The organism is Pseudomonas sp. BN102 (assembly GCF_029871245.1).
Taxonomy (GTDB): Bacteria; Pseudomonadota; Gammaproteobacteria; order Pseudomonadales; family Pseudomonadaceae; genus Metapseudomonas.
In genome coordinates, this window is the sequence record NZ_SSON01000029.1 from 1 (window position 1) to 18,633 (window position 18,633).

Below are 18,633 nucleotides of genomic sequence, written 5' to 3' on the forward strand. Positions count from 1 at the left end.
TCTCGTCAGCGGGAGGCGCATTCTACAGCGTTCAAAGCCGCTGTCAACACCTCCTGTTCCAGCTTCATCCGCCAGTGGCGAACCTTGCGAAGCGGAACCTTCCGACACCCTTGCCACTAGCTTAACTCGTTGATTATCAAGGAGTTTTACTTGGCGACTGCGCCGGAAGTGGTGCGCATTATAGGGATGCCAAAACTGCCGTCAACAGTTATTTCAACTTTTCATTCGGCAACCAGGGAAACCCGCGCGAACGACTTCTTGCCAGCCTGGCAGACATGGGTCGCGCCGAGCTTGAACACGAAGCCGCGATCCACCACCTCACCATCGATACGCACACCGCCGGAACCCAGCAGATCACGAGCGACCGCCGCATTCTTCACCAGCCCGGCCTTGTTAAGAACAGAGGCGATCGGCATGTCTTCGGATGCAGACAGCTGCACTTCCGGCAGATCCATCGGCAGTTCGCCTTCCTTCATGCGATTGCCCGCAGAACGGTGAGCAGTAGCCGCAGCCTCTTCACCGTGGAAGCGCGCCACGATCTCCTCGGCCAGCTTGATCTTGATATCACGCGGATTGGCACCCCGCTCGACGTCACGCTTGAACTGCTCGATCTCCTCCATGGAGCGGAAGCTCAGCAGTTCGAAGTAGCGCCACATCAGTTGGTCAGGAATGGAGACCAGCTTGTTGTACATGACGCCGGGCGCTTCCTGGATACCCACGTAGTTGCCCAGGGACTTGGACATCTTCTTGACGCCATCCAGCCCTTCCAGCAACGGCATGGTCAGGATGCATTGGGACTCCTGCCCATAGGCGCGCTGAAGTTCGCGCCCCATCAGAAGGTTGAATTTCTGATCGGTGCCGCCCAGCTCCACATCGGCGCGCAGCGCCACCGAGTCGTAGCCCTGCACCAGCGGATAGAGGAACTCGTGGATAGCGATCGGCTGATTGGTGCCGTAGCGCTTGCTGAAGTCATCGCGCTCGAGCATGCGAGCAACGGTGTATTGGGACGCCAGGCGAATGAAGTCCGCCGGGCTCAGCTGGTCCATCCAGGTGGAGTTGAAGGCCACCTCGATCTTGGCCGGGTCGAGAATCTTGAACACCTGGGCCTTGTAGGTCTCGGCATTATCAAGGACCTGCTCACGGGTCAGCGGCGGGCGAGTGGCGCTCTTGCCGCTGGGGTCGCCGATCATCCCGGTGAAGTCGCCGATCAGGAAGATCACCTGATGCCCCAGCTCCTGGAACTGGCGCAGCTTATTAATAAGCACGGTATGCCCCAGGTGCAGGTCAGGCGCGGTCGGGTCGAAGCCTGCCTTGATGCGTAGCGGCTGGCCACGCTTGAGCTTCTCTACCAGCTCGGACTCAACCAGGACCTCTTCCGCACCGCGCTTGATCAGCGCCAGCTGCTCTTCAACCGACTTCATGACAGGACTCGTTGACCATTCGATAGACAAAAGGGGAACCAACCATACAAGATCGCGAACTAATTACAAGTTTTGCGCCCGCATCATGCCAATCAGCGGAAGGCACCAATCCAAGGTTGCCTAGGGCGGATTTTGATTATATTTTAGGCAGTTAGTTCACATTCCAAAAAACACCACACGCCATGACGCATTCAGTACCCAAAGCGCCGCCGTATCCGAAGAGCCATTTGCTGGCTGCAAGCGGTGTGGCTGCGCTGCTCAGCCTGGCCCTGCTGGTGTTCCCGTCTCGCGAGGTCGAGGCGAAGAAGACCTACATCAATCTGGAGCTGGAAAGCGGCTCCGAGATGGTGATCCAGGAGAAGGACGACCTCCGACCAGGATCAGTCGACGGGGATGAGGGTATCTCGCCATTCGCCAAGATCGAGAACCCAGCCGAAAACCAGAACAGCGCCGAAAAAGACGCGGATAAGAAGAAAGACCAATCTTCCGATCTCGCCACCGTCCAGAAACCTGCCGATCCCAGCCTCAAGACTGTGACCGTGGGTAATGGCGACACCCTGTCCACGGTATTCGCCAAGGTCGGTTTGTCCAGCAACGACCTGCACGACGTCCTGAAAAGCAGCAAGGACGCCAAACAGCTCGGCCGTCTCAAGGTCGGCCAGAGCTTCGAATTCAAGCTGACTCCCAGCGGGGAGCTGGAGAAGATCAGCACCAAGCTGAGCGGCCTCGAGAGCGTGCATCTCGAGAAGACGTCCAAGGGCTACGCCTTCAAGCGTGACCTGGTCAAACCCGACCTGCGCTCGGCCTACGCCCGCGGCGTGATCGACAGCTCGCTGTTCCTCTCCGCCAAGCGCGCCGGCCTGTCACATGACCTGGCCATGGACCTGGCCAACATCTTCGGCTACGACATCGACTTCGCCCTCGATATCCGCGAAGGCGACGAGTTCGAGATGATCTACGAAGAGAAGGTGGTCGACGGCAAGAAGGTGGGTAGCGGGGAGATCCTCGCCGCGCGCTTCATCAACCGTGGCAAGACCTTCACCGCCGTCCGTTATGTCGACAGACAAGGCACTGCGACCTACCTTCGCGGCGACGGCACCGCCATGCGCAAGGCCTTCATCCGTACTCCGGTCGACTTCGCCCGCATCAGCTCGCGCTTCTCCAACGGCCGCCGCCATCCGGTCCTGAACAAGATCCGCGCCCACAAGGGTGTGGACTACGCGGCGCCCCGCGGCACCCCGATCAAGGCCACCGGCGACGGCAAGATTTTCCTGGCCGGCCGTCGCGGCGGCTACGGCAATGCGGTGATCATCCAGCACGGCAGCAAGTACAAGACGCTCTACGGCCACATGCAGCGCTTCGCCAAGGGCATCCGCACCGGCGGTAGCGTGAAGCAGGGCCAGATCATCGGCTATGTGGGCACTACCGGCCTGTCTACCGGTCCGCACCTGCACTACGAGTTCCAGGTGAACGGCATACACGTCGATCCGCTGGGCGTGAAGCTGCCGATGGCCGACCCGCTGATGGCCAGCGAGAAGAAGCGCTTCCTGCAGATGACCCAGCCGCTGCTGGCGCGCATGGACCAGGAAAAGGCCAGCATGCTGGCCCTGAACAAGCGCTGAGGCCATGTTGCGCTATCTGGGGGTGATGTCCGGGACCAGCCTTGATGGCCTGGACATCGCCCTGGTCGAACAGACCGATCGCATCACCCTCCTCGACACCCACTACATCCCCATGCCGGACTCGCTGCGCAGTGAGCTGCTGGCACTTTGCGCTTCAGGCCCCGATGAACTCGCCCGCGCCGCCCTGGCGGAGCAGGGCTGGGTCGAACTGGCCGCCGCTGGTATCAACGCCCTGCTGGTACGCAATAGCCTGGGCGCCAAGGATATCCGTGCCATCGGCAGCCACGGCCAGACCGTGCGCCACGAGCCCGCCCGCGGCTTCACCATCCAGATCGGCAACCCCGCTCTCCTGGCCGAGCTCACCGGCATCACGGTAGTCGGTGATTTCCGCCGGCGCGATGTCGCCGCTGGCGGCCAAGGCGCGCCGCTGGTTCCGGCCTTCCACGAGTCTCTCTTCAGCGACGCCAGCAGCCACCGTGCGGTGCTGAACGTCGGCGGCTTCAGCAACCTGAGCCTGATCGAGCCGGGGCACGCCGTACACGGCTTCGACTGCGGCCCAGGCAACGTCCTGCTGGACGCCTGGATCCAGCTGCAGCGCGGCGAAAGCTACGACCGCAATGGCGACTGGGCGGCCAGCGGCTCCCTGCAGCAGGTTCTGCTGGACACTCTCTTCGGCGATGCCTTCTTCGCCACCCGCGGCCCGAAAAGCACCGGTCGCGAGCTGTTCAACCTGGGCTGGTTACAGTCCCACCTTGCACGCCTGCCGATCTTCAGGACCGAGGATGTCCAGGCCACCTTGCTGGAGCTCACCGCGCGCAGCATCACCGATTCGCTCCGCTCGGCTCAGACCAGGACCGACGACCTGCTGGTCTGCGGCGGCGGCGCACACAACCGTCAGTTGATGCGACGCCTGGACGCCCTGCTGCCCGGTACTCGCGTCTGCAGCACCGCGGACTTCGGGGTCGATCCGGATTGGGTCGAGGCCATGGCGTTCGCCTGGCTGGCCCACTGCTGCCTGGAAGGTATTCCTGCCAACCGTCCCAGCGTCACCGGCGCCCGGGGCCTGCGCATACTCGGCGCCATCCACCCCGCCTGAACCAAGCCTGCAGAAACGAAAACGCCGTGCATAGGCACGGCGTTCGAAGGACGAGCTGATAATCAGATCGAGAAGGAAGAACCGCAGCCACAGGTGGTGGTGGCATTCGGGTTCTTGATCACGAAGCGCGAACCCTCGAGGCCTTCCTGATAATCCACCTCGGCACCGGCCAGGTACTGGAAGCTCATCGGGTCGACTACCAGGCTGACGCCGTCGCGCTCGACAATGGTGTCATCGTCCGACACGTCTTCATCGAAGGTGAAACCGTACTGGAAGCCCGAGCAGCCACCACCGGTGACGAAAACACGAAGCTTCAGGCGCGGATTGCCCTCTTCATCGATCAGGTTCTTCACCTTGCTGGCCGCGCCATCGGTAAACATCAGGGCTGAAGGGGTGAAGGTTTCGACGCTCATGCTGCAACTCTCCCGGCTTGACGCCGCCATACTGCGCTAAGGCGAGGCATTATCCGCTTACCCTAGAAAACTGGTCAACTATTAAGCATTTCGACCCGATCCATGGGCCGAAGTGCGACGCCGATAGCTGAGCCCACCGGCGCCGCGCCCGATCAAGGCAGCAGGGCAGCGTGGGACAGGCCCAGGCGCTCCTCGAGGCCAAACATGATGTTGAGGTTCTGTACCGCCTGGCCGGAGGCGCCCTTGACCAGGTTGTCGATCACCGAGAGAACAACCACCAGGTCGCCGCCCTGAGGACGATGGACGGCGATGCGGCAGACGTTGGCGCCGCGAACGCTACGGGTTTCCGGATGGCTGCCGGCCGGCATCACGTCGACGAAGGGCTCGTTGGCGTAGCGCTTCTCGAACAGCGCCTGCAGGTCGACGCCCTTGTCCGCCACATTGGCGTAGAGGGTCGCGTGGATGCCACGGATCATCGGAGTCAGGTGCGGCACGAAGGTCAGGCCAACCGGGCCGCCAGAGGCACGGCGCAGCCCCTGGGCGATCTCCGGCAAGTGACGGTGCCCCTTCACCGAGTAGGCCATCATGCTTTCGCCCGCCTCACAGAATAGCGAGCCAACCTTGGCACCACGGCCAGCGCCGCTGACGCCGGATTTGCAGTCGGCGATCAGCTGGCTGGTATCAGCAAGACCAGCCTCCAGCAGCGGGATGAAGCCGAGCTGGGTGGCGGTGGGGTAGCAGCCGGGAACGGCGATCAGGCGCGCCCCCTTGATGGCCTCGCGGTTCACTTCCGGCAGACCGTAGACGGCTTCCGGCAGCAGCGCCGGGGCGCCATGGGGCTGGCCGTACCACTTGGCCCACTCCTCGGCGTCCTGCAGGCGGAAATCGGCGGAGAGGTCGATCACCCGGGTGCCGGCATCCAGCAGCTCGCCAGCCAGGGCATGGGCAACGCCATGGGGCGTGGCGAAGAAGACCACATCGCAGGCGCCCAGGGTGGCCACGTCCGGCACGCTGAACGCGAGGTTGTCGTAATGGCCGCGCAGGTTCGGATACATGTCGGCTACCTTGACCCCGGCCTCGGATCGCGACGTGATGACCGCGACTTCCGCCTGCGGATGCTGAGCCAGCAGACGCAGCAGTTCGACACCGGTGTAGCCCGTGCCGCCGACTATTCCGACCTTGACCATCTCTTGCCCCTTCAAAGAACCGATTGGAAAGTTGCCGATGATAAGGCCGCATCGGCCAGGGGCCAACCGCCGAGGTGACGTGCGGCCTATCCAGCCTCTACTATCCGGCCCATCTGGACTATGGAAGTTGACTCATGCTCTACCTGTGGCTGAAGGCCCTGCACATCATCGCCGTCGTTTGCTGGTTCGCCGGCCTGTTCTACCTGCCGCGCCTCTTCGTCTATCACACGATGGCCGAGGACGAAGCCAGCCGCGAGCGCTTCGCGGTCATGGAGCGCAGGCTCTACCGCGGCATCATGGGTCCCTCGATGGTCGCCACCCTGGTGTTCGGCCTGTGGATGCTTTACCTCAATCCGGGCTGGCTGAGCCAGGGCTGGCTGCACGCCAAGCTCACCCTGGTGGTCCTGCTGATCGGCTACCACCACGCCTGCGGCTCTCTGCTCAAACGCTTCGCCCGTGGCGAAAACCGCCGGGGGCATGTGTTCTACCGGTGGTTCAACGAGGTTCCGGTGCTCTTTCTGATTGCTATCGTGATCCTGGTGGTGGTCAAGCCCTTCTGACCTGACAAGAGGAATGCCAGATGTCCCTGCCTGCCCTGCTCGATCAACGGCTGCGCCTCCCGGTGGTAGCTGCGCCGATGTTCCTGGTATCCAACCCCAAGCTGGTCCTTGCCTGCTGCAACAACGGCATAGTCGGCAGCTTCCCGGCCCTGAACCAGCGTGAAAGCAGCGGCTTCCGTGCCTGGCTGGAGGAAATCGAAGCGGGCCTGGGCGTGGACGCCGCCCCCTTCGCCGTGAACCTCATTGTCCACCACAGCAATCCCCGGCTGCAGGCAGACCTGGCCATCTGCGTCGAGAAACGCGTCCCCATCGTCATCACCAGCCTGGGCGCAGTGAAGGAAGTGGTGGACGCCGTGCACAGCTACGGCGGCCTGGTGTTCCACGACGTCACCACCCGCCGCCACGCCGAGAAGGCCGCCGAGGCCGGCGTGGATGGCCTGATCGCGGTCGCCGCGGGCGCGGGCGGGCATGCAGGCACCTGGAGCCCCTTCGCCCTGATCGCCGAGATCCGCCAGTTCTTCGACAAGACCCTGCTGCTCGCCGGCTGCCTCAACCACGGGCACGAGATATTTGCCGCGCAGATGCTCGGCGCCGACCTTGCCTACCTCGGCACCCGTTTCATCGCCACCGAGCAGAGCGATGCCGAAACCCGCTACAAGCAGATGATCCTCGACGCCCGCGCTGCCGACATAGTCCACACCCCGGCGGTCTCCGGCGTACCCGCCAGCTTCATGCGCCAAAGCCTGGAGGCGGCCGGTTACGACCTCAAGCGCCTTACGGACAAGGCCGACATCAACTACGGCGAGAAGCTCAAACCCGTGAGCGACGAAGCCAAGGCATGGAAGACCGTCTGGTCCGCCGGCCAGGGCGTCGGCAACATACGCGACCTGCCGACCGCGGACGAGCTGATCGCCCGCCTCGACCAGGAATACCGCGCAGCCCGCGACAAGGCCGACCATCTGGGCCAGCGCTGGGCCGGATAACGAGCCGCCACTCGCCAGGGCTCGGTGTAGTCGGCGCACCGGGCCTGCTGCGCCAGAGCAGCCTGATCGGTCGCCGGCGTCCCCCCCACCTCGCCTGAACTCGGCGCTTTTTTGTGCGCCAGGCCGCTTGTGCCGCGGGCCGGGGCGCAATTACGCTGTGCCATCATCTTTTTTCTGTCGTCGACAAGGATGCCTGCATGACCGAAGCCCGCTACAAGATCGTCTTCGACGGTGAGCCCATGCCTGGCGTGGCGCTGGAAACCGTCAAGGAAAACCTCGCCCGCCTGTTTAAGAGTGACGCCAGCAAAATCGACAGCCTGTTCGGCGGCCGCAGTGTCGCTCTCAAGCGCGACCTGGCGGAAGCCGAGGCCGACAAATACCTCGCCGCCCTGCAGCGGGCTGGGGCCAAGGTGCGCAAGGAGCACGACCAGGCCTCCGGCCTCAACCGGGTGGCGACGGATGCCCCGCCGGAACCCACCACTGCCAAGGTCGCGGAAACTGTCGCCACCGAGACCATGAGCTGCCCGAAATGTGGCCACCACCAGCCCAAGGCGGCGGAATGCCAGGCCTGCGGCATCATCATCGATAAATATCTGGCCCGCCAGGCGCTGCTGGCCGAAGAGGCGACGCAAGTGACTACCCCCATCACCGGTAGCGAGGCCCCGCCGCCCTCCCCGCCTTCCGCTCCCTCTTCTCCCTATGCGCCGCCCCAGGCCCGGGTCGGCGAGCAGCTACCGGAATTCGGCGAACTCAAGGTACTGAGCGCCCAGGGCCGCATCGGCCGCGTTCGCTACCTGGGCTGGAGCATGGCCCTGATGCTCGCCTTCCTGCCGGTGGGCGGTGTGATCCTGGGCAGCTTCGCCGTTTCCGACGCCCTGGCCGGCCTACTGACCCTGGTCGCCTGTCTGGCCCTGGTGGTGGTCAGCGTCTGCATCGGCGTGCAGCGACTGCACGACATCGGTTGGTCCGGCTGGCTCTGGCTGCTGAACTTCGTTCCGATAGTCGGTAGCGTGTTCGCCCTGCTCATGCTCTTCATGCCGGGAACTGCCGGTCCCAACCGCTACGGGCCGCCGCCGCCACCCAATAGCCGTGCGGTAAAAGTCCTGGCCTGGCTGATCATCCTGGTGCCAGTTATCGGTATAGTCGCCGCCATCGCGATGCCGGCCTACCAGGATTACCTGATGCGCGCCCAGCTCGGCGATGCCGCCAGCTTCGAGCAGCCGGCGCAAGCACCCGCGCTCGAAAGCGGCGCCACAGAGTAAGCAACCTCCCGGGGCCGGAGCTGTCCAACCCGGCCCCTTTACGGAGAACCCCAGATGCCCCGTTATGCCTTGATCACTGGCGCCTCCAGCGGTATTGGTCTGGCCCTGGCCGAGGCCCTGGCGCGACGGGGACGCCACCTGTTGCTGATCGCCCGCCAGCGGGACGCACTGGAGAGCATCGCCTACGAGCTGACCCAGCGATTTGGCGTGGAAGTGCTGTTCCGCTGCTGTGACCTGGCCGAGCCCCTGCAGGTATCCGGCCTGCTAATGGAGCTTGAGCAGGGCGAGCGGGAGTTCGACCTGCTGGTGAATAACGCCGGCATCGGCACCTCCGGCGCCTTCGTCGACCAGGACTGGGGGCGCGAGCAGGAACTGATCGAGCTGAACATCCTCGCCATGGCCAGGCTCTGTCACGCCATCGGCGGCATGATGGCCAGCCGGGGCGGCGGCCAGATCCTCAATATCGCGTCGGTTGCCGGGTTCCAGCCCGGCGCCTGGATGAGCAACTACTACGCCAGCAAGGCCTATGTGCTGCACTTCTCCGAAGGCCTGCGCGAGGAATTGCGCGCGCGCAATGTGAAGGTCTCGGTGCTCTGCCCCGGGCCGACCCGCACGGCTTTCTTCCGCGGTGCCCAATTGCGCATCGGCAAGCTGGATGGCAGCAAGCTGATGATGAGCCCCGAGGAAGTAGCGCTGGTGGCCGTGCGCGCCCTGGAAAAGAACCGCGCCATCATCATCCCCGGCTGGCGCAACCGGCTGTCCGCCCTGTTCCCCAGGCTGGCCCCGCGCTGGTTGGTGCGCCGGCTGTTCGGACGGATTATCCGCGGCTTCGCCCAGCCCTGATCTATCCGTTACCCGCGACCGAGTCGATGGGTATCGCGGCGCTCCAGCCAGCCTGCGTAGCCTCGATCTCCCCGAAGTCTCAGTCGGCCCTCACGCAGCGCCCGTTCGCCCAGGCCCGCAGGTTCGCCAGCGGCTCGGCCATCAGCACCGAAAGCGGCGCCGTGCCCTTGAGTTCGCGCAACAACAGCGTCTGGTCGACCGCACACTGCTGGGCCTGGGCCGCATAGAGCGCGCCGACCACTGCCTGCTCGAGCTCCGCTCCGGAGAAGCCATCGCTGGCCGCTACCAGTTCGTGCAGATCGAACTGCGCCGGATCCAGATCGCGACGGACCAAGTGGATGCGGAAAATCTCGCCCCGGACTTCCGGCTGCGGCAGGTCGACGAAGAACGACTCGTCGAAGCGGCCCTTGCGCAACAGCTCCGGCGGCAGGCGATCGATGGCGTTGGCGGTCGCGACCATGAACACCGGCGTCTTCCGCTCAGCCATCCAGGTCAGCAACGTACCCAGCACCCGCTGGCTGACCCCGCCGTCGTGGTCGCCGCTGGCGAGGCCTTTCTCCACTTCGTCCATCCAAAGCACGCAGGGCGCCATCTGCTCCGCGAGCTTCAGGGCCTCGCGCAGGTTGCGCTCGGTCTCGCCGAAGAATTTGTTGTACAGGCAGGCGAAATCCAGGCGCAGCAAGGGTAGGCCCCAGAGGCCGGCGACAGCCTTGGCCGCCAGGCTCTTGCCGCCACCCTGGACGCCCACCAGCAGCACGCCCTTAGGCCGATCGACGCCCTTGTCATCCAGCAGCGCGGCCTGGCGCTCGGCCAGCCAACGCTTGAGGTTGGCCAGGCCGCCAACCTCGGCGAAGCGCGCGGTCTCGTACTCGAAACTGAGCACGCCCTCCAGGTCCAGCAGCTGGAACTTGGCCTTGTTCAGTTCCGGCAGGTCTTCCTGGGTGATGGCGCCGTCGTCGCAGATCACGTTGCGCGCCAGGGCGCGGGCCTCGCCGTGGCTCATGCCGCGCAGGTTCTTCACCACCTGCTGCAGGGTGCGGTTGTCGGTGCGCACCCGCGCGCCTCGATTGCGCTCGCTCCAGCGCGCCGCTTCCTCGCGGACGATGCTGAGCAACTCGTCCTCGCCGGGCAGCGCCAGATCGAAGCGCGCGGCGTAGCGCTGCACTTCCGGCGGCAGCTTGAGGGCGTGGGACACCAGCACCAGGGTCGGCTTGTGATTGCCCTCGGCCATGGCCACTTCCTTGAGCAAGCGCACCACCTTCGGGTTGTCATCGAGGAAGGGATGCAAGTCGCACAGCACGTAGAGATTCGGCTGCGGATCGGCCTTGATCAGCCTGAGCGCGGTTTCCGGCTCGCGACTGTCGCCCTCGCCCAGGCTGTCACCGCTAAAGCCCAGGCGTTGCAGGCCTTCGCTGACCGCCCAGGTGAACAAGCCGAGACCTCGCTTCACCGCCAGGCTGGTGAGGGTCTCCAGCACCCGGCGTTCGTCCCAGGATTCGATCAGGATCAGCTTGACCCTCGAGTCCAGCACCAGGCCGAGGTCATGGATGTCGTTCTTCACAGGGGCTCCTTGTGACATCGACCGATGCTGGCCGGGGAAAATACACACCGCTAAACTCCGGTTTCTTATAACAGGCCGGAGAATTCCCGTGGACTGTCTGTTCTGCAAAATCGCTGCCGGGCAAATTCCTGCACGCAAGCTCTATGAGGACGATCAGGTCTTCGCCTTCCACGACATCGCCCCCCAGGCGCCGGTGCACTTCCTGGTGATCCCGAAGAAGCACGTGCCAACCCTCAATCACCTCACGGACGACGACAAGGCTCTCACCGGCCACATGCTCCATACGGCGCAGCGGCTGGCAGCCGAGCAGGGGTGCGACGAGGGTTTCCGTGTGGTGATGAATTGCAACCATCAGGGCGGCCAGACCGTCTTTCACATTCACATGCACGTGCTCGGCCAGCGGCAGATGCATTGGCCACCGGGCTGATCCGGCGATACCGCCCAGGGCGGGACGCTTCCCGCCCATTTCTTCGGGCCTGACGTCGGTCAAGCCTTGGCCAGCCCCTTGGGTTAGAATGCCCGCCGACATCCCACGGAGGTGCTGCATGGCCAGCGAACGTTCCTATTCCCCCGCCGACCGTCTGCTGCTGCAGGCCGATGCCGCTCTGCGCACCCTGCTGCCGTTCACCGGCCAGCCGTTCCGCCCCTCCCCCGCCGAGGGCCAGCCCGATGCCGAGCTCAAGGCCGAGGACGCCCGCCATATAGCGGGCCTGATGCGCATCAACCACACGGGTGAAGTCTGCGCCCAGGCGCTGTATCAGGGTCAGGCGCTGACCGCCAAGCTGCCCCATGTGCGCGCCGCCATGGAGCACGCCGCCGAGGAAGAGGTCGACCATCTGGCCTGGTGCGAACAGCGCATCCGCGAGCTGGGGAGCCGCCCGAGCGTGCTCAACCCGATTTTCTACGGCCTGTCGTTCGGCGTCGGCGCGGTTGCCGGCCTGATCAGCGACAAAGTCAGCCTTGGCTTCGTCGCCGCTACCGAGGATCAGGTGTGCAAGCACCTTGACGAACACCTGGAGCAATTGCCGGCGGATGACGCCAAGTCCCGCGCCATCCTCGAGCAGATGCGCACGGACGAGGAACAGCACGCCACCAGCGCCATCGAGGCCGGCGGCCTGCGCTTCCCGGCGCCGGTAAAGTTCGGCATGACGCTGCTGTCGAAGGTCATGACCAAGAGTACCTACCGGATCTGAAGAGCAAGCCGCAAGAATGACAAAGGGCGCCTCGGCGCCCTTTGTGTTCTTCACTTGAAGCTTGCGGCTTGAAGCTTGCCGCTCCCGCTCCCCTTCAATGCGGCATATTGCGCGCGTAGAAGATTTCCAGCATTTCGTGGCGCACGCGCTCTTCGACTTCCTTGCGCTGCTCGGCCGTCAGGTTGCGGGTGGCGTCGCCGAACAGGTAGTTGTCCAGGGCGAAGTCCTTGAGCAGCATCTTGGTGTGGAACATGTTCTCCTGGTACACGTTGACGTCCGTCATCTGGTAGGCGTCCTGGGTGTCGTCGGAGAGGTAGTTCTGGATCGAGTTGATCTCGTGGTCGATGAAGTGCTTCTTGCCTTCCACGTCACGGGTGAAACCGCGCACGCGGTAGTCCACGGTGACGATGTCCGAGTCGAACTGGTGGATCAGGTAGTTGAGCGCCTTCAGCGGCGAGATCACGCCACAAGTGGATACGTCGATGTCCACGCGGAAAGTGGCGATACCCGAGACCGGATGGATTTCCGGGTAGGTGTGAACGGTGATGTGGCTCTTGTCGAGGTGCGCCAGGATGGTCTCCGGCAGCGGGCCGGGGGATTCCTCGATCTGGCTGTCGGTGGGGGTCACCGGCTCCTCGGAGATCAGGATGGTCACGCTCGCGCCCTGGGGATCGTAGTCCTGGCGGGCGATATTGAGGATGTTGGCACCTATGATTTCGACCACATCGGTGAGGATCTGGGTCAGGCGTTCGGCGTCGTACTCTTCGTCGATGTACTGGACGTAGGCCTGCTGGTCCTCTGGGGTCTCCGCATAGCAGATGTCATAGATGTTGAAGCTCAAGGTCTTGGTCAGGTTGTTGAACCCGTGGAGCTTGAGTTTGCTTTTCACCGTTGGAAACTCTCTTGTGCATGCGGCTCTGCCGCGTGGTTGAGCATGCCCGTCAGTTGCGCACGACGCAGCTGCGTAGGACGGATTACACCTCTTCGCGATGGCGATTGTGGTCGTATGTTCGGGGCCCGATGCCCCGGAAAGCTGGAAGGGGGCGAATTATGCAGACGGCGGGCGCCGTCTGCCAGAGTTTGCCGCGCAAATATGATGGCCGGATGTCTTCATCCAACCGGCCATCGGCGCTCAGGACTCAGACGCCGAGTTCGACTATCTCGTAGTCGTGGGTGATTTCCACCCCGGCGCGGCCGAGCAGGATGGACGCCGAGCAGTACTTTTCGGCAGACAATTCCACCGCACGCTTGACCTGGGCCTCCTTGAGACCGCGGCCCTTGACCACGAAGTGGACATGGATCTTGGTGAAGACCTTGGGGTCCTCGGTGGCGCGTTCGGCGTCGAGAAAGGCTTCGCAGCTCTCCACCGGCTGGCGCGATTTCTTCAGGATGCTCACCACGTCGAAGTTGGTGCAGCCGCCGAGGCCGATCAGCAGCATCTCCATGGGGCGCACGCCCAGATTGCGGCCGCCGCTCTCGGGCGGGCCGTCCATCACAACCGCGTGGCCACTGCCGGACTCGCCAAGGAACAGGGCTTCGCCCGCCCATTGGATGCGTGCTTTCATCGCCTAGGACTCCGCTCGGAAAAAGGTGCGGTAGCTTATCACAGCGCCTATTCCCTACCGGGGCTCAAATAGTTCCAGGGCAGGTGTTAGCTGCGTCGCAAAATCACATTGTCGATTGAGGGGGCTCTGTTAAGCTGGCGCCGGTTTACTGGCACACTTGGCCGGACAATTATTAGAAAATTGCCTGTTTGACAAAGGCTTACCTTCTCTTTTCGGGACTCGGGCATGGTTGCAATAACTCTTACACCTAAGATCAAGAGCCTGGACAAGCTTCTCGCGCATTGTCACCGCCGCCGCTACACGGCAAAGAGCACCATCATCTATGCGGGCGATCGCTGCGAAACCCTCTTCTTCATCATCAAGGGCTCCGTCACCATCCTGATCGAGGATGACGACGGTCGCGAGATGATCATCGCCTATCTCAATGCCGGCGATTTCTTCGGCGAGATGGGACTGTTCGACAAGGAAGGCACCGAAAAGGAACGCAGCGCCTGGGTCCGCGCCAAGACCGAGTGCGAAGTGGCAGAGCTGAGCTACGCCAAATTCCGTGAACTGACCCAGCAGGACCCGGAAATCCTCTACGCCCTGGGTAGCCAGATGGCCGACCGCCTGCGCAACACCACGCGCAAGGTGGGTGACCTGGCCTTCCTCGATGTGACCGGCCGCGTGGCACGGACCCTCCTGGATCTGTGCAAGCAGCCCGACGCCATGACACATCCGGATGGCATGCAGATCAAGATCACCCGCCAGGAAATCGGCCGCATCGTCGGCTGCTCGCGGGAAATGGTCGGCCGTGTGCTGAAGAGCCTGGAAGAGCAGGGTCTGGTAAATGTGAAGGGCAAGACAATGGTCGTCTTCGGCACCCGCTGAAGCGTCCAGAGGACATGAAAAAGCCGGCGCAAGCCGGCTTTTTCATGTCTGGGTGCGCAGGCCGGATCAGTCCGGATCGATGCCCGCCACGACGCGGTTGCGCTCCGGGAAGAACAGCCGGCCCAGCTCGGTACCCGGCTCCTCGGCGCGCATGAAGGCTTCGCCTACCAGGAAGGCGTAGACCTCGCTGACTTCCATCAGCTCCACGTCGGCGCGGTTGAGGATGCCGCTCTCGGTGACCACCAGGCGGTCGCGCGGGATGCGCGGCAGCAGGTCCAGGGTAGTTTCCAGGCTGACTTCGAAGGTGTGCAGGTTGCGGTTGTTGATGCCCACCAGCGGGGTGTCCAGGCAATTGAGCGCGCGCTCCAGCTCCTCGCCGTCATGCACCTCCACCAGCACGTCGAGGCCGACGTCCTTGGCGGTGGCCGCCAGCTCTTTCATCCGCGCGTCTTCCAGCGCGGCGACGATCAGCAGCACACAGTCGGCACCAAGGGCGCGGGCTTCGACCACCTGGTAGGGGTCGATCAGGAAATCCTTGCGGATCACCGGCAGCGAACAGGCGGCGCGGGCTTCCTGCAGGTAGGCATCGCTGCCCTGGAAGAAGTCGACGTCAGTCAGGACCGAGAGGCAGGCCGCGCCGCCGTCTTCGTAGCTCCGGGCGATCTGTGCCGGCACGAAGTTCTCGCGCAGCACGCCCTTGCTCGGCGAAGCCTTCTTGATCTCGGCGATCACCGCCGGCTCATGGCGCGCCGCGCGTTCCAGCAGTGCCCGGGCGAAGCCCCGGGTCGGGTCGGCGGCACGGGCCCGGGCCTCGACTTCGGCCAGGGAAACCCGCGCGCGACGCTCAGCCACTTCCTCGGCCTTGCGTGCCAGGATCTTCTCAAGAACGGTTGGGATGCTCACGCTTCATTCTCCACTCGGAACACCGCGGTAAAGGAGGCCAGCTCGTCCAGCTTCTCACGGGCGAGACCGGTGTGCAGGGCGTCCTGGGCCAGGCGCACGCCTTCTTTCAGGCTGAAAGCCAGGTCGGCGGCATAAAGCGCCGCGCCGGCGTTCAGCACGATCATGTCGGCGGCCTTCTGGCCACTCTCGGTCCTGCGCTTGCCCAGGGCGTCGCGAATCAGCTCCAACGACTCCTGCGGGCTGCCGACGGTGAGGCCGATCAGACTCTGGCTCTTGATGCCGAAGTCCTCGGGCTGAATCTGGTACTCGGTCACTTCGCCATTCTTCAGCTCGGCGACATGGGTGGGCGCAGCCAGGCTCACCTCATCCAGGCCATCGCGGGAATGCACCACGAGGATGTGATCGCTGCCCAGGCGTTTGAGCACCTCGGCCAGCGGGCGGCACAGCGCCTGGTTGAACACGCCGACAACCTGGTGTTTTACGCCAGCCGGATTCGTAAGCGGGCCGAGCATGTTGAACAGGGTGCGCAGGCCCAGTTCGCGGCGTGGGCCGGCGGCGTACTTCATGGCCTTGTGGTGGACCTGGGCGAACATGAAGCCGACGCCGATGCTCTCGATGCAGCGCGCCACCTGCTCCGGCTTGAGGTCGAGGTAGATGCCGGCGGCTTCGAGCACGTCGGCGCTGCCGGTCTTGCCGGATACCGCGCGGTTGCCATGCTTGGCCACCTTGCCGCCCGCCGCGGCGACCACGAAGGTGGCGGCCGAGGAGACGTTGAAAATGTTGGCGCCATCACCGCCGGTGCCGACCACATCGACCACGTGATCAAGGGTGGAGAGCTCCACGCGGCTGGCCAGTTCGCGCATCACCGAGACGGCGCCGACGACTTCGTCGATGGTCTCGCTCTTCATGCGCATGCCCATGAGGAAAGCGCCGATCTGCGCGTCGGTGCACTGGCCGGTCATGATCAGGCGCATCACGTCCTGCATTTCATCGGTGGTCAGGTCCAGCTGGTTGACCACCCGGTTCAGGGCTTCCTTGATGTCCATCAGCGCACTCCACCGGTCAGCTTGAGGAAGTTGGCCAAGAGTTCGTGGCCCTGTTCGGTAAGGATGGACTCCGGATGGAACTGCACACCCTCGATATTCAATGTTTTGTGACGCAAGCCCATGATCTCGTCCACCGAACCGTCGGCATGCTGGGTCCAGGCGGTGACCTCGAGCTCGTCCGGCAGGGTGTCCAGCTTCACCACCAGGGAGTGATAGCGGGTCACGGTCAGCGGGTTGTTCAGGCCCTCGAACACACCCTGGTCCCTGTGGAATACCGGGCTGGTCTTGCCGTGCATGGCCTGGCGGGCGCGCACCACGTCGCCGCCGAAGGCCTGGCCGATGCTCTGGTGGCCCAGGCAGACGCCAAGAATCGGCAGCTTGCCGGCGAAGTGGCGGATCACATCCAGCGAAACGCCGGCTTCATTGGGCGTGCAGGGGCCGGGGGAGACGACGATGCGTTCCGGGTTCAGGGCTTCGATCTGGGCGACGCTCAGTTCGTCGTTGCGGATCACTTCAACGTCCGCGCCCAGTTCGCCCAGGAACTGCACCACGTTGTAGGTAAAAGAGTCGTAGTTATCGATCATCAGCAGCATGGGGCAATCCTCAGGCGTCGGTCTTGGCGGTCTGTTCGGCGAGGGCCACGGCACGGAACATGGCGCGGCGCTTGTTCAGCGTCTCTTCCCATTCCAGTGCCGGCACCGAGTCGGCAACGATACCGGCGCCGGCCTGTACGTGCAGCTCGCCGTCCTTGATGACCGCCGTGCGGATCGCGATGGCAGTGTCCATGTTGCCGTTCCAGGCCAAGTAGCCCACGGCGCCGCCGTAGACGCCACGCTTCACCGGTTCCAGCTCGTCGATGATTTCCATGGCGCGGATTTTCGGCGCACCGGAGAGGGTGCCGGCCGGCAGGATGGCGCGCAGTGCCTCCATGGCGGAGATACCGTCCTTGAGCTGGCCGGTGACGTTGGAAACGATGTGCATCACGTTGGAATAGCGCTCGATCACCATTTTCTCGGTGACCTTGACGCTGCCGGTGCTGGAGACGCGGCCGACGTCATTGCGGCCAAGGTCGATCAGCATCAGGTGCTCGGCCAGCTCCTTGGCGTCCGAGAGCAGATCCTGCTCCAGCGCCTGGTCGGCCTCCTCGCTGGCGCCGCGCGGGCGGGTACCGGCGATGGGGCGTACCGTGACCAGGCCGTCCTCGACCCGCACCAGCACCTCCGGCGAGGAGCCCACCACGTGGAAGTCGCCGAAGTTGAAGAAGTACATGTACGGAGTCGGGTTGAAGCAGCGCAGGGCGCGGTAGAGATCGATGGGCGCGGCCTTGAAGGGGATCGACATGCGCTGGGAGATCACCACCTGCATGCAGTCGCCGGCCAGGATGTACTCCTTGATATCGCGCACCGCCTGCTCGTAGTCCTCGCGGGTGGAGCTGGAGCGGAAGCTGGGCTCCACGCCGAGAGGCAGGCCCGGGTCCACACCCAGGCGCGGTACCACCGGCTGACGCAGCCTCTGGCGCAGCTCGGCCAGGCGCGCCTGGCCCTGCTCGAAGGCATCGGGTTGGCTCGGATCGACCAGGACTATGGCGTGCAGCTTGCCGGCCAGGTTGTCGAAGACGACCACTGCGTCCGAGACCATCAGCAGGATGTCCGGGGTGCCCAGCGGATCGGGGTTCGGGCAGTTAGCCAGACGCTTTTCAACATAACGCACGCAGTCGTAGCCGAAGTAACCGACCAGGCCGCCGTTGAAGCGCGGCAGCCCGGCGATTGGCGCCACCATGTAGCGCTCCTTGAAGGCCTCGACGAAGGCCAGCGGGTCTTCGCAGTCGTGGCTTTCCACCTCGGTGTCGTCGACGCTGACGCTGACCTTCAGGCCATGGGCGCGCAGCACGGTGCGGCTCTGCAGGCCGATGATGGAGTAACGGCCCCACTTCTCACCACCCTGCACGGACTCCAGCAGGTAGGAGTAAGGGGTATCGGCGAGCTTCAGGTAAAGGGACAGCGGGGTGTCGAAGTCCGCCAGGGTCTCGAACGCAAGCGGAATGCGGTTATAGCCTTCGGCGGCCAAACGCAGGAATTCTTCGCGGGTCATGATCAGCCTCGTGGGCG

The 18,633-nt window shown here is 64.0% G+C and carries 19 protein-coding genes; 9 read left to right on the forward strand and 10 right to left on the reverse strand.

All coding sequences use genetic code 11. From position 1 onward, the window contains the following. Positions 1-221: 221 nt before the first annotated feature. A complete protein-coding gene (tyrS, locus tag E8F12_RS03840; RefSeq protein WP_280323978.1) occupies positions 222-1,421 on the reverse strand; it encodes a tyrosine--tRNA ligase in 1,200 nt (399 codons plus the stop codon). 182 nt (positions 1,422-1,603) lie between these two features. On the opposite strand from tyrS, the gene E8F12_RS03845 reads away from it, so the two are divergent. Next, positions 1,604-3,043 (forward strand): peptidoglycan DD-metalloendopeptidase family protein, encoded by a 1,440-nt coding sequence (locus E8F12_RS03845; protein ID WP_280323979.1) that lies wholly within the window; start codon positions 1,604-1,606, stop codon positions 3,041-3,043. A gap of 4 nt (positions 3,044-3,047) precedes the next feature. After that, positions 3,048-4,139, forward strand: a complete 1,092-nt coding sequence (locus tag E8F12_RS03850) for an anhydro-N-acetylmuramic acid kinase (protein ID WP_280323980.1) — start codon at positions 3,048-3,050, stop codon at positions 4,137-4,139. 62 nt (positions 4,140-4,201) lie between these two features. On the opposite strand, the gene erpA is transcribed toward E8F12_RS03850, so the two are convergent. Both erpA and argC read right to left on the reverse strand, forming a co-directional pair. Beyond that, complete coding sequence (gene erpA / locus E8F12_RS03855; protein ID WP_280323981.1) at positions 4,202-4,552, reverse strand: iron-sulfur cluster insertion protein ErpA; 351 nt, start codon at positions 4,550-4,552, stop codon at positions 4,202-4,204. Between the two features lie 152 nt (positions 4,553-4,704). Next, positions 4,705-5,739: an N-acetyl-gamma-glutamyl-phosphate reductase gene (gene argC, locus E8F12_RS03860; RefSeq protein ID WP_280323982.1), complete on the reverse strand. Its 1,035-nt coding sequence runs from the start codon at positions 5,737-5,739 to the stop codon at positions 4,705-4,707. 134 nt (positions 5,740-5,873) lie between these two features. On the opposite strand from argC, the gene hemJ reads away from it, so the two are divergent. From hemJ to E8F12_RS03880, 4 genes are all read left to right on the forward strand, one after another. Further along, on the forward strand, positions 5,874-6,299 hold the full coding sequence (gene hemJ, locus E8F12_RS03865; protein WP_280323983.1) for a protoporphyrinogen oxidase HemJ: 426 nt from the start codon (positions 5,874-5,876) through the stop codon (positions 6,297-6,299). Between the two features lie 20 nt (positions 6,300-6,319). Next, on the forward strand, positions 6,320-7,282 hold the full coding sequence (locus E8F12_RS03870; RefSeq protein WP_280323984.1) for a nitronate monooxygenase family protein: 963 nt from the start codon (positions 6,320-6,322) through the stop codon (positions 7,280-7,282). Between the two features lie 197 nt (positions 7,283-7,479). Then, positions 7,480-8,544 carry a DUF805 domain-containing protein gene (locus E8F12_RS03875; RefSeq protein WP_280323985.1) on the forward strand — a complete coding sequence of 355 codons (1,065 nt, stop codon included), beginning with the start codon at positions 7,480-7,482 and terminating at the stop codon, positions 8,542-8,544. A gap of 54 nt (positions 8,545-8,598) precedes the next feature. Continuing rightward, complete coding sequence (locus tag E8F12_RS03880; RefSeq protein ID WP_280323986.1) at positions 8,599-9,387, forward strand: SDR family oxidoreductase; 789 nt, start codon at positions 8,599-8,601, stop codon at positions 9,385-9,387. 79 nt (positions 9,388-9,466) lie between these two features. Here the strand turns inward: E8F12_RS03880 and E8F12_RS03885 are convergent, their stop codons facing one another. Further along, a complete protein-coding gene (locus tag E8F12_RS03885) occupies positions 9,467-10,948 on the reverse strand; it encodes an AAA family ATPase (RefSeq protein WP_280323987.1) in 1,482 nt (493 codons plus the stop codon). Between the two features lie 88 nt (positions 10,949-11,036). Between E8F12_RS03885 and E8F12_RS03890 the strand changes: the two genes are divergently transcribed. Next, on the forward strand, positions 11,037-11,375 hold the full coding sequence (locus E8F12_RS03890) for a histidine triad nucleotide-binding protein (protein ID WP_280288477.1): 339 nt from the start codon (positions 11,037-11,039) through the stop codon (positions 11,373-11,375). Positions 11,376-11,493: 118 nt separating this feature from the next. Then, on the forward strand, positions 11,494-12,141 hold the full coding sequence (coq7, locus tag E8F12_RS03895; protein WP_280323988.1) for a 2-polyprenyl-3-methyl-6-methoxy-1,4-benzoquinone monooxygenase: 648 nt from the start codon (positions 11,494-11,496) through the stop codon (positions 12,139-12,141). Positions 12,142-12,235: 94 nt separating this feature from the next. On the opposite strand, the gene speD is transcribed toward coq7, so the two are convergent. Beyond that, a complete protein-coding gene (gene speD / locus E8F12_RS03900; RefSeq protein ID WP_280323989.1) occupies positions 12,236-13,030 on the reverse strand; it encodes an adenosylmethionine decarboxylase in 795 nt (264 codons plus the stop codon). Positions 13,031-13,280: 250 nt separating this feature from the next. Beyond that, positions 13,281-13,706: an OsmC family protein gene (locus tag E8F12_RS03905; RefSeq protein WP_280323990.1), complete on the reverse strand. Its 426-nt coding sequence runs from the start codon at positions 13,704-13,706 to the stop codon at positions 13,281-13,283. A 225-nt stretch (positions 13,707-13,931) separates the two neighbouring features. On the opposite strand from E8F12_RS03905, the gene crp reads away from it, so the two are divergent. Further along, positions 13,932-14,576, forward strand: a complete 645-nt coding sequence (gene crp / locus E8F12_RS03910; RefSeq protein ID WP_280288481.1) for a cAMP-activated global transcriptional regulator CRP — start codon at positions 13,932-13,934, stop codon at positions 14,574-14,576. Between the two features lie 66 nt (positions 14,577-14,642). On the opposite strand, the gene trpC is transcribed toward crp, so the two are convergent. The 4 genes from trpC to trpE are packed head-to-tail and all read right to left on the reverse strand — an operon-like array spanning position 14,643 to position 18,616. Further along, positions 14,643-15,479 carry an indole-3-glycerol phosphate synthase TrpC gene (gene trpC / locus E8F12_RS03915; RefSeq protein WP_280323991.1) on the reverse strand — a complete coding sequence of 279 codons (837 nt, stop codon included), beginning with the start codon at positions 15,477-15,479 and terminating at the stop codon, positions 14,643-14,645. Then, complete coding sequence (gene trpD / locus E8F12_RS03920; RefSeq protein WP_280323992.1) at positions 15,476-16,525, reverse strand: anthranilate phosphoribosyltransferase; 1,050 nt, start codon at positions 16,523-16,525, stop codon at positions 15,476-15,478. Before trpD ends, trpC begins: the two co-directional genes overlap by 4 nt. Then, positions 16,525-17,118, reverse strand: a complete 594-nt coding sequence (locus E8F12_RS03925; RefSeq protein WP_280323993.1) for an aminodeoxychorismate/anthranilate synthase component II — start codon at positions 17,116-17,118, stop codon at positions 16,525-16,527. Before E8F12_RS03925 ends, trpD begins: the two co-directional genes overlap by 1 nt. A 10-nt stretch (positions 17,119-17,128) precedes the next feature. After that, positions 17,129-18,616 carry an anthranilate synthase component I gene (gene trpE, locus E8F12_RS03930; protein ID WP_280323994.1) on the reverse strand — a complete coding sequence of 496 codons (1,488 nt, stop codon included), beginning with the start codon at positions 18,614-18,616 and terminating at the stop codon, positions 17,129-17,131. Between the last annotated feature and the right edge of the window lie 17 nt (positions 18,617-18,633).

What these genes read in the sequence shown, in the direction of transcription:
- E8F12_RS03905 (WP_280323990.1), bottom strand. Translation starts at nt 13,706, where the DNA reads ATGAAAGCACGCATCCAATGGGCGGGCGAAGCCCTGTTCCTTGGCGAG.
- E8F12_RS03925 (WP_280323993.1), bottom strand. Translation starts at nt 17,118, where the DNA reads ATGCTGCTGATGATCGATAACTACGACTCTTTTACCTACAACGTGGTG.
- coq7 (WP_280323988.1), top strand. Translation starts at nt 11,494, where the DNA reads ATGGCCAGCGAACGTTCCTATTCCCCCGCCGACCGTCTGCTGCTGCAG.
- erpA (WP_280323981.1), bottom strand. Translation starts at nt 4,552, where the DNA reads ATGAGCGTCGAAACCTTCACCCCTTCAGCCCTGATGTTTACCGATGGC.
- E8F12_RS03870 (WP_280323984.1), top strand. Translation starts at nt 6,320, where the DNA reads ATGTCCCTGCCTGCCCTGCTCGATCAACGGCTGCGCCTCCCGGTGGTA.
- E8F12_RS03875 (WP_280323985.1), top strand. Translation starts at nt 7,480, where the DNA reads ATGACCGAAGCCCGCTACAAGATCGTCTTCGACGGTGAGCCCATGCCT.
- argC (WP_280323982.1), bottom strand. Translation starts at nt 5,739, where the DNA reads ATGGTCAAGGTCGGAATAGTCGGCGGCACGGGCTACACCGGTGTCGAA.
- E8F12_RS03880 (WP_280323986.1), top strand. Translation starts at nt 8,599, where the DNA reads ATGCCCCGTTATGCCTTGATCACTGGCGCCTCCAGCGGTATTGGTCTG.
- trpD (WP_280323992.1), bottom strand. Translation starts at nt 16,525, where the DNA reads ATGGACATCAAGGAAGCCCTGAACCGGGTGGTCAACCAGCTGGACCTG.
- hemJ (WP_280323983.1), top strand. Translation starts at nt 5,874, where the DNA reads ATGCTCTACCTGTGGCTGAAGGCCCTGCACATCATCGCCGTCGTTTGC.
- tyrS (WP_280323978.1), bottom strand. Translation starts at nt 1,421, where the DNA reads ATGAAGTCGGTTGAAGAGCAGCTGGCGCTGATCAAGCGCGGTGCGGAA.
- crp (WP_280288481.1), top strand. Translation starts at nt 13,932, where the DNA reads ATGGTTGCAATAACTCTTACACCTAAGATCAAGAGCCTGGACAAGCTT.
- E8F12_RS03845 (WP_280323979.1), top strand. Translation starts at nt 1,604, where the DNA reads ATGACGCATTCAGTACCCAAAGCGCCGCCGTATCCGAAGAGCCATTTG.
- trpE (WP_280323994.1), bottom strand. Translation starts at nt 18,616, where the DNA reads ATGACCCGCGAAGAATTCCTGCGTTTGGCCGCCGAAGGCTATAACCGC.
- E8F12_RS03850 (WP_280323980.1), top strand. Translation starts at nt 3,048, where the DNA reads ATGTTGCGCTATCTGGGGGTGATGTCCGGGACCAGCCTTGATGGCCTG.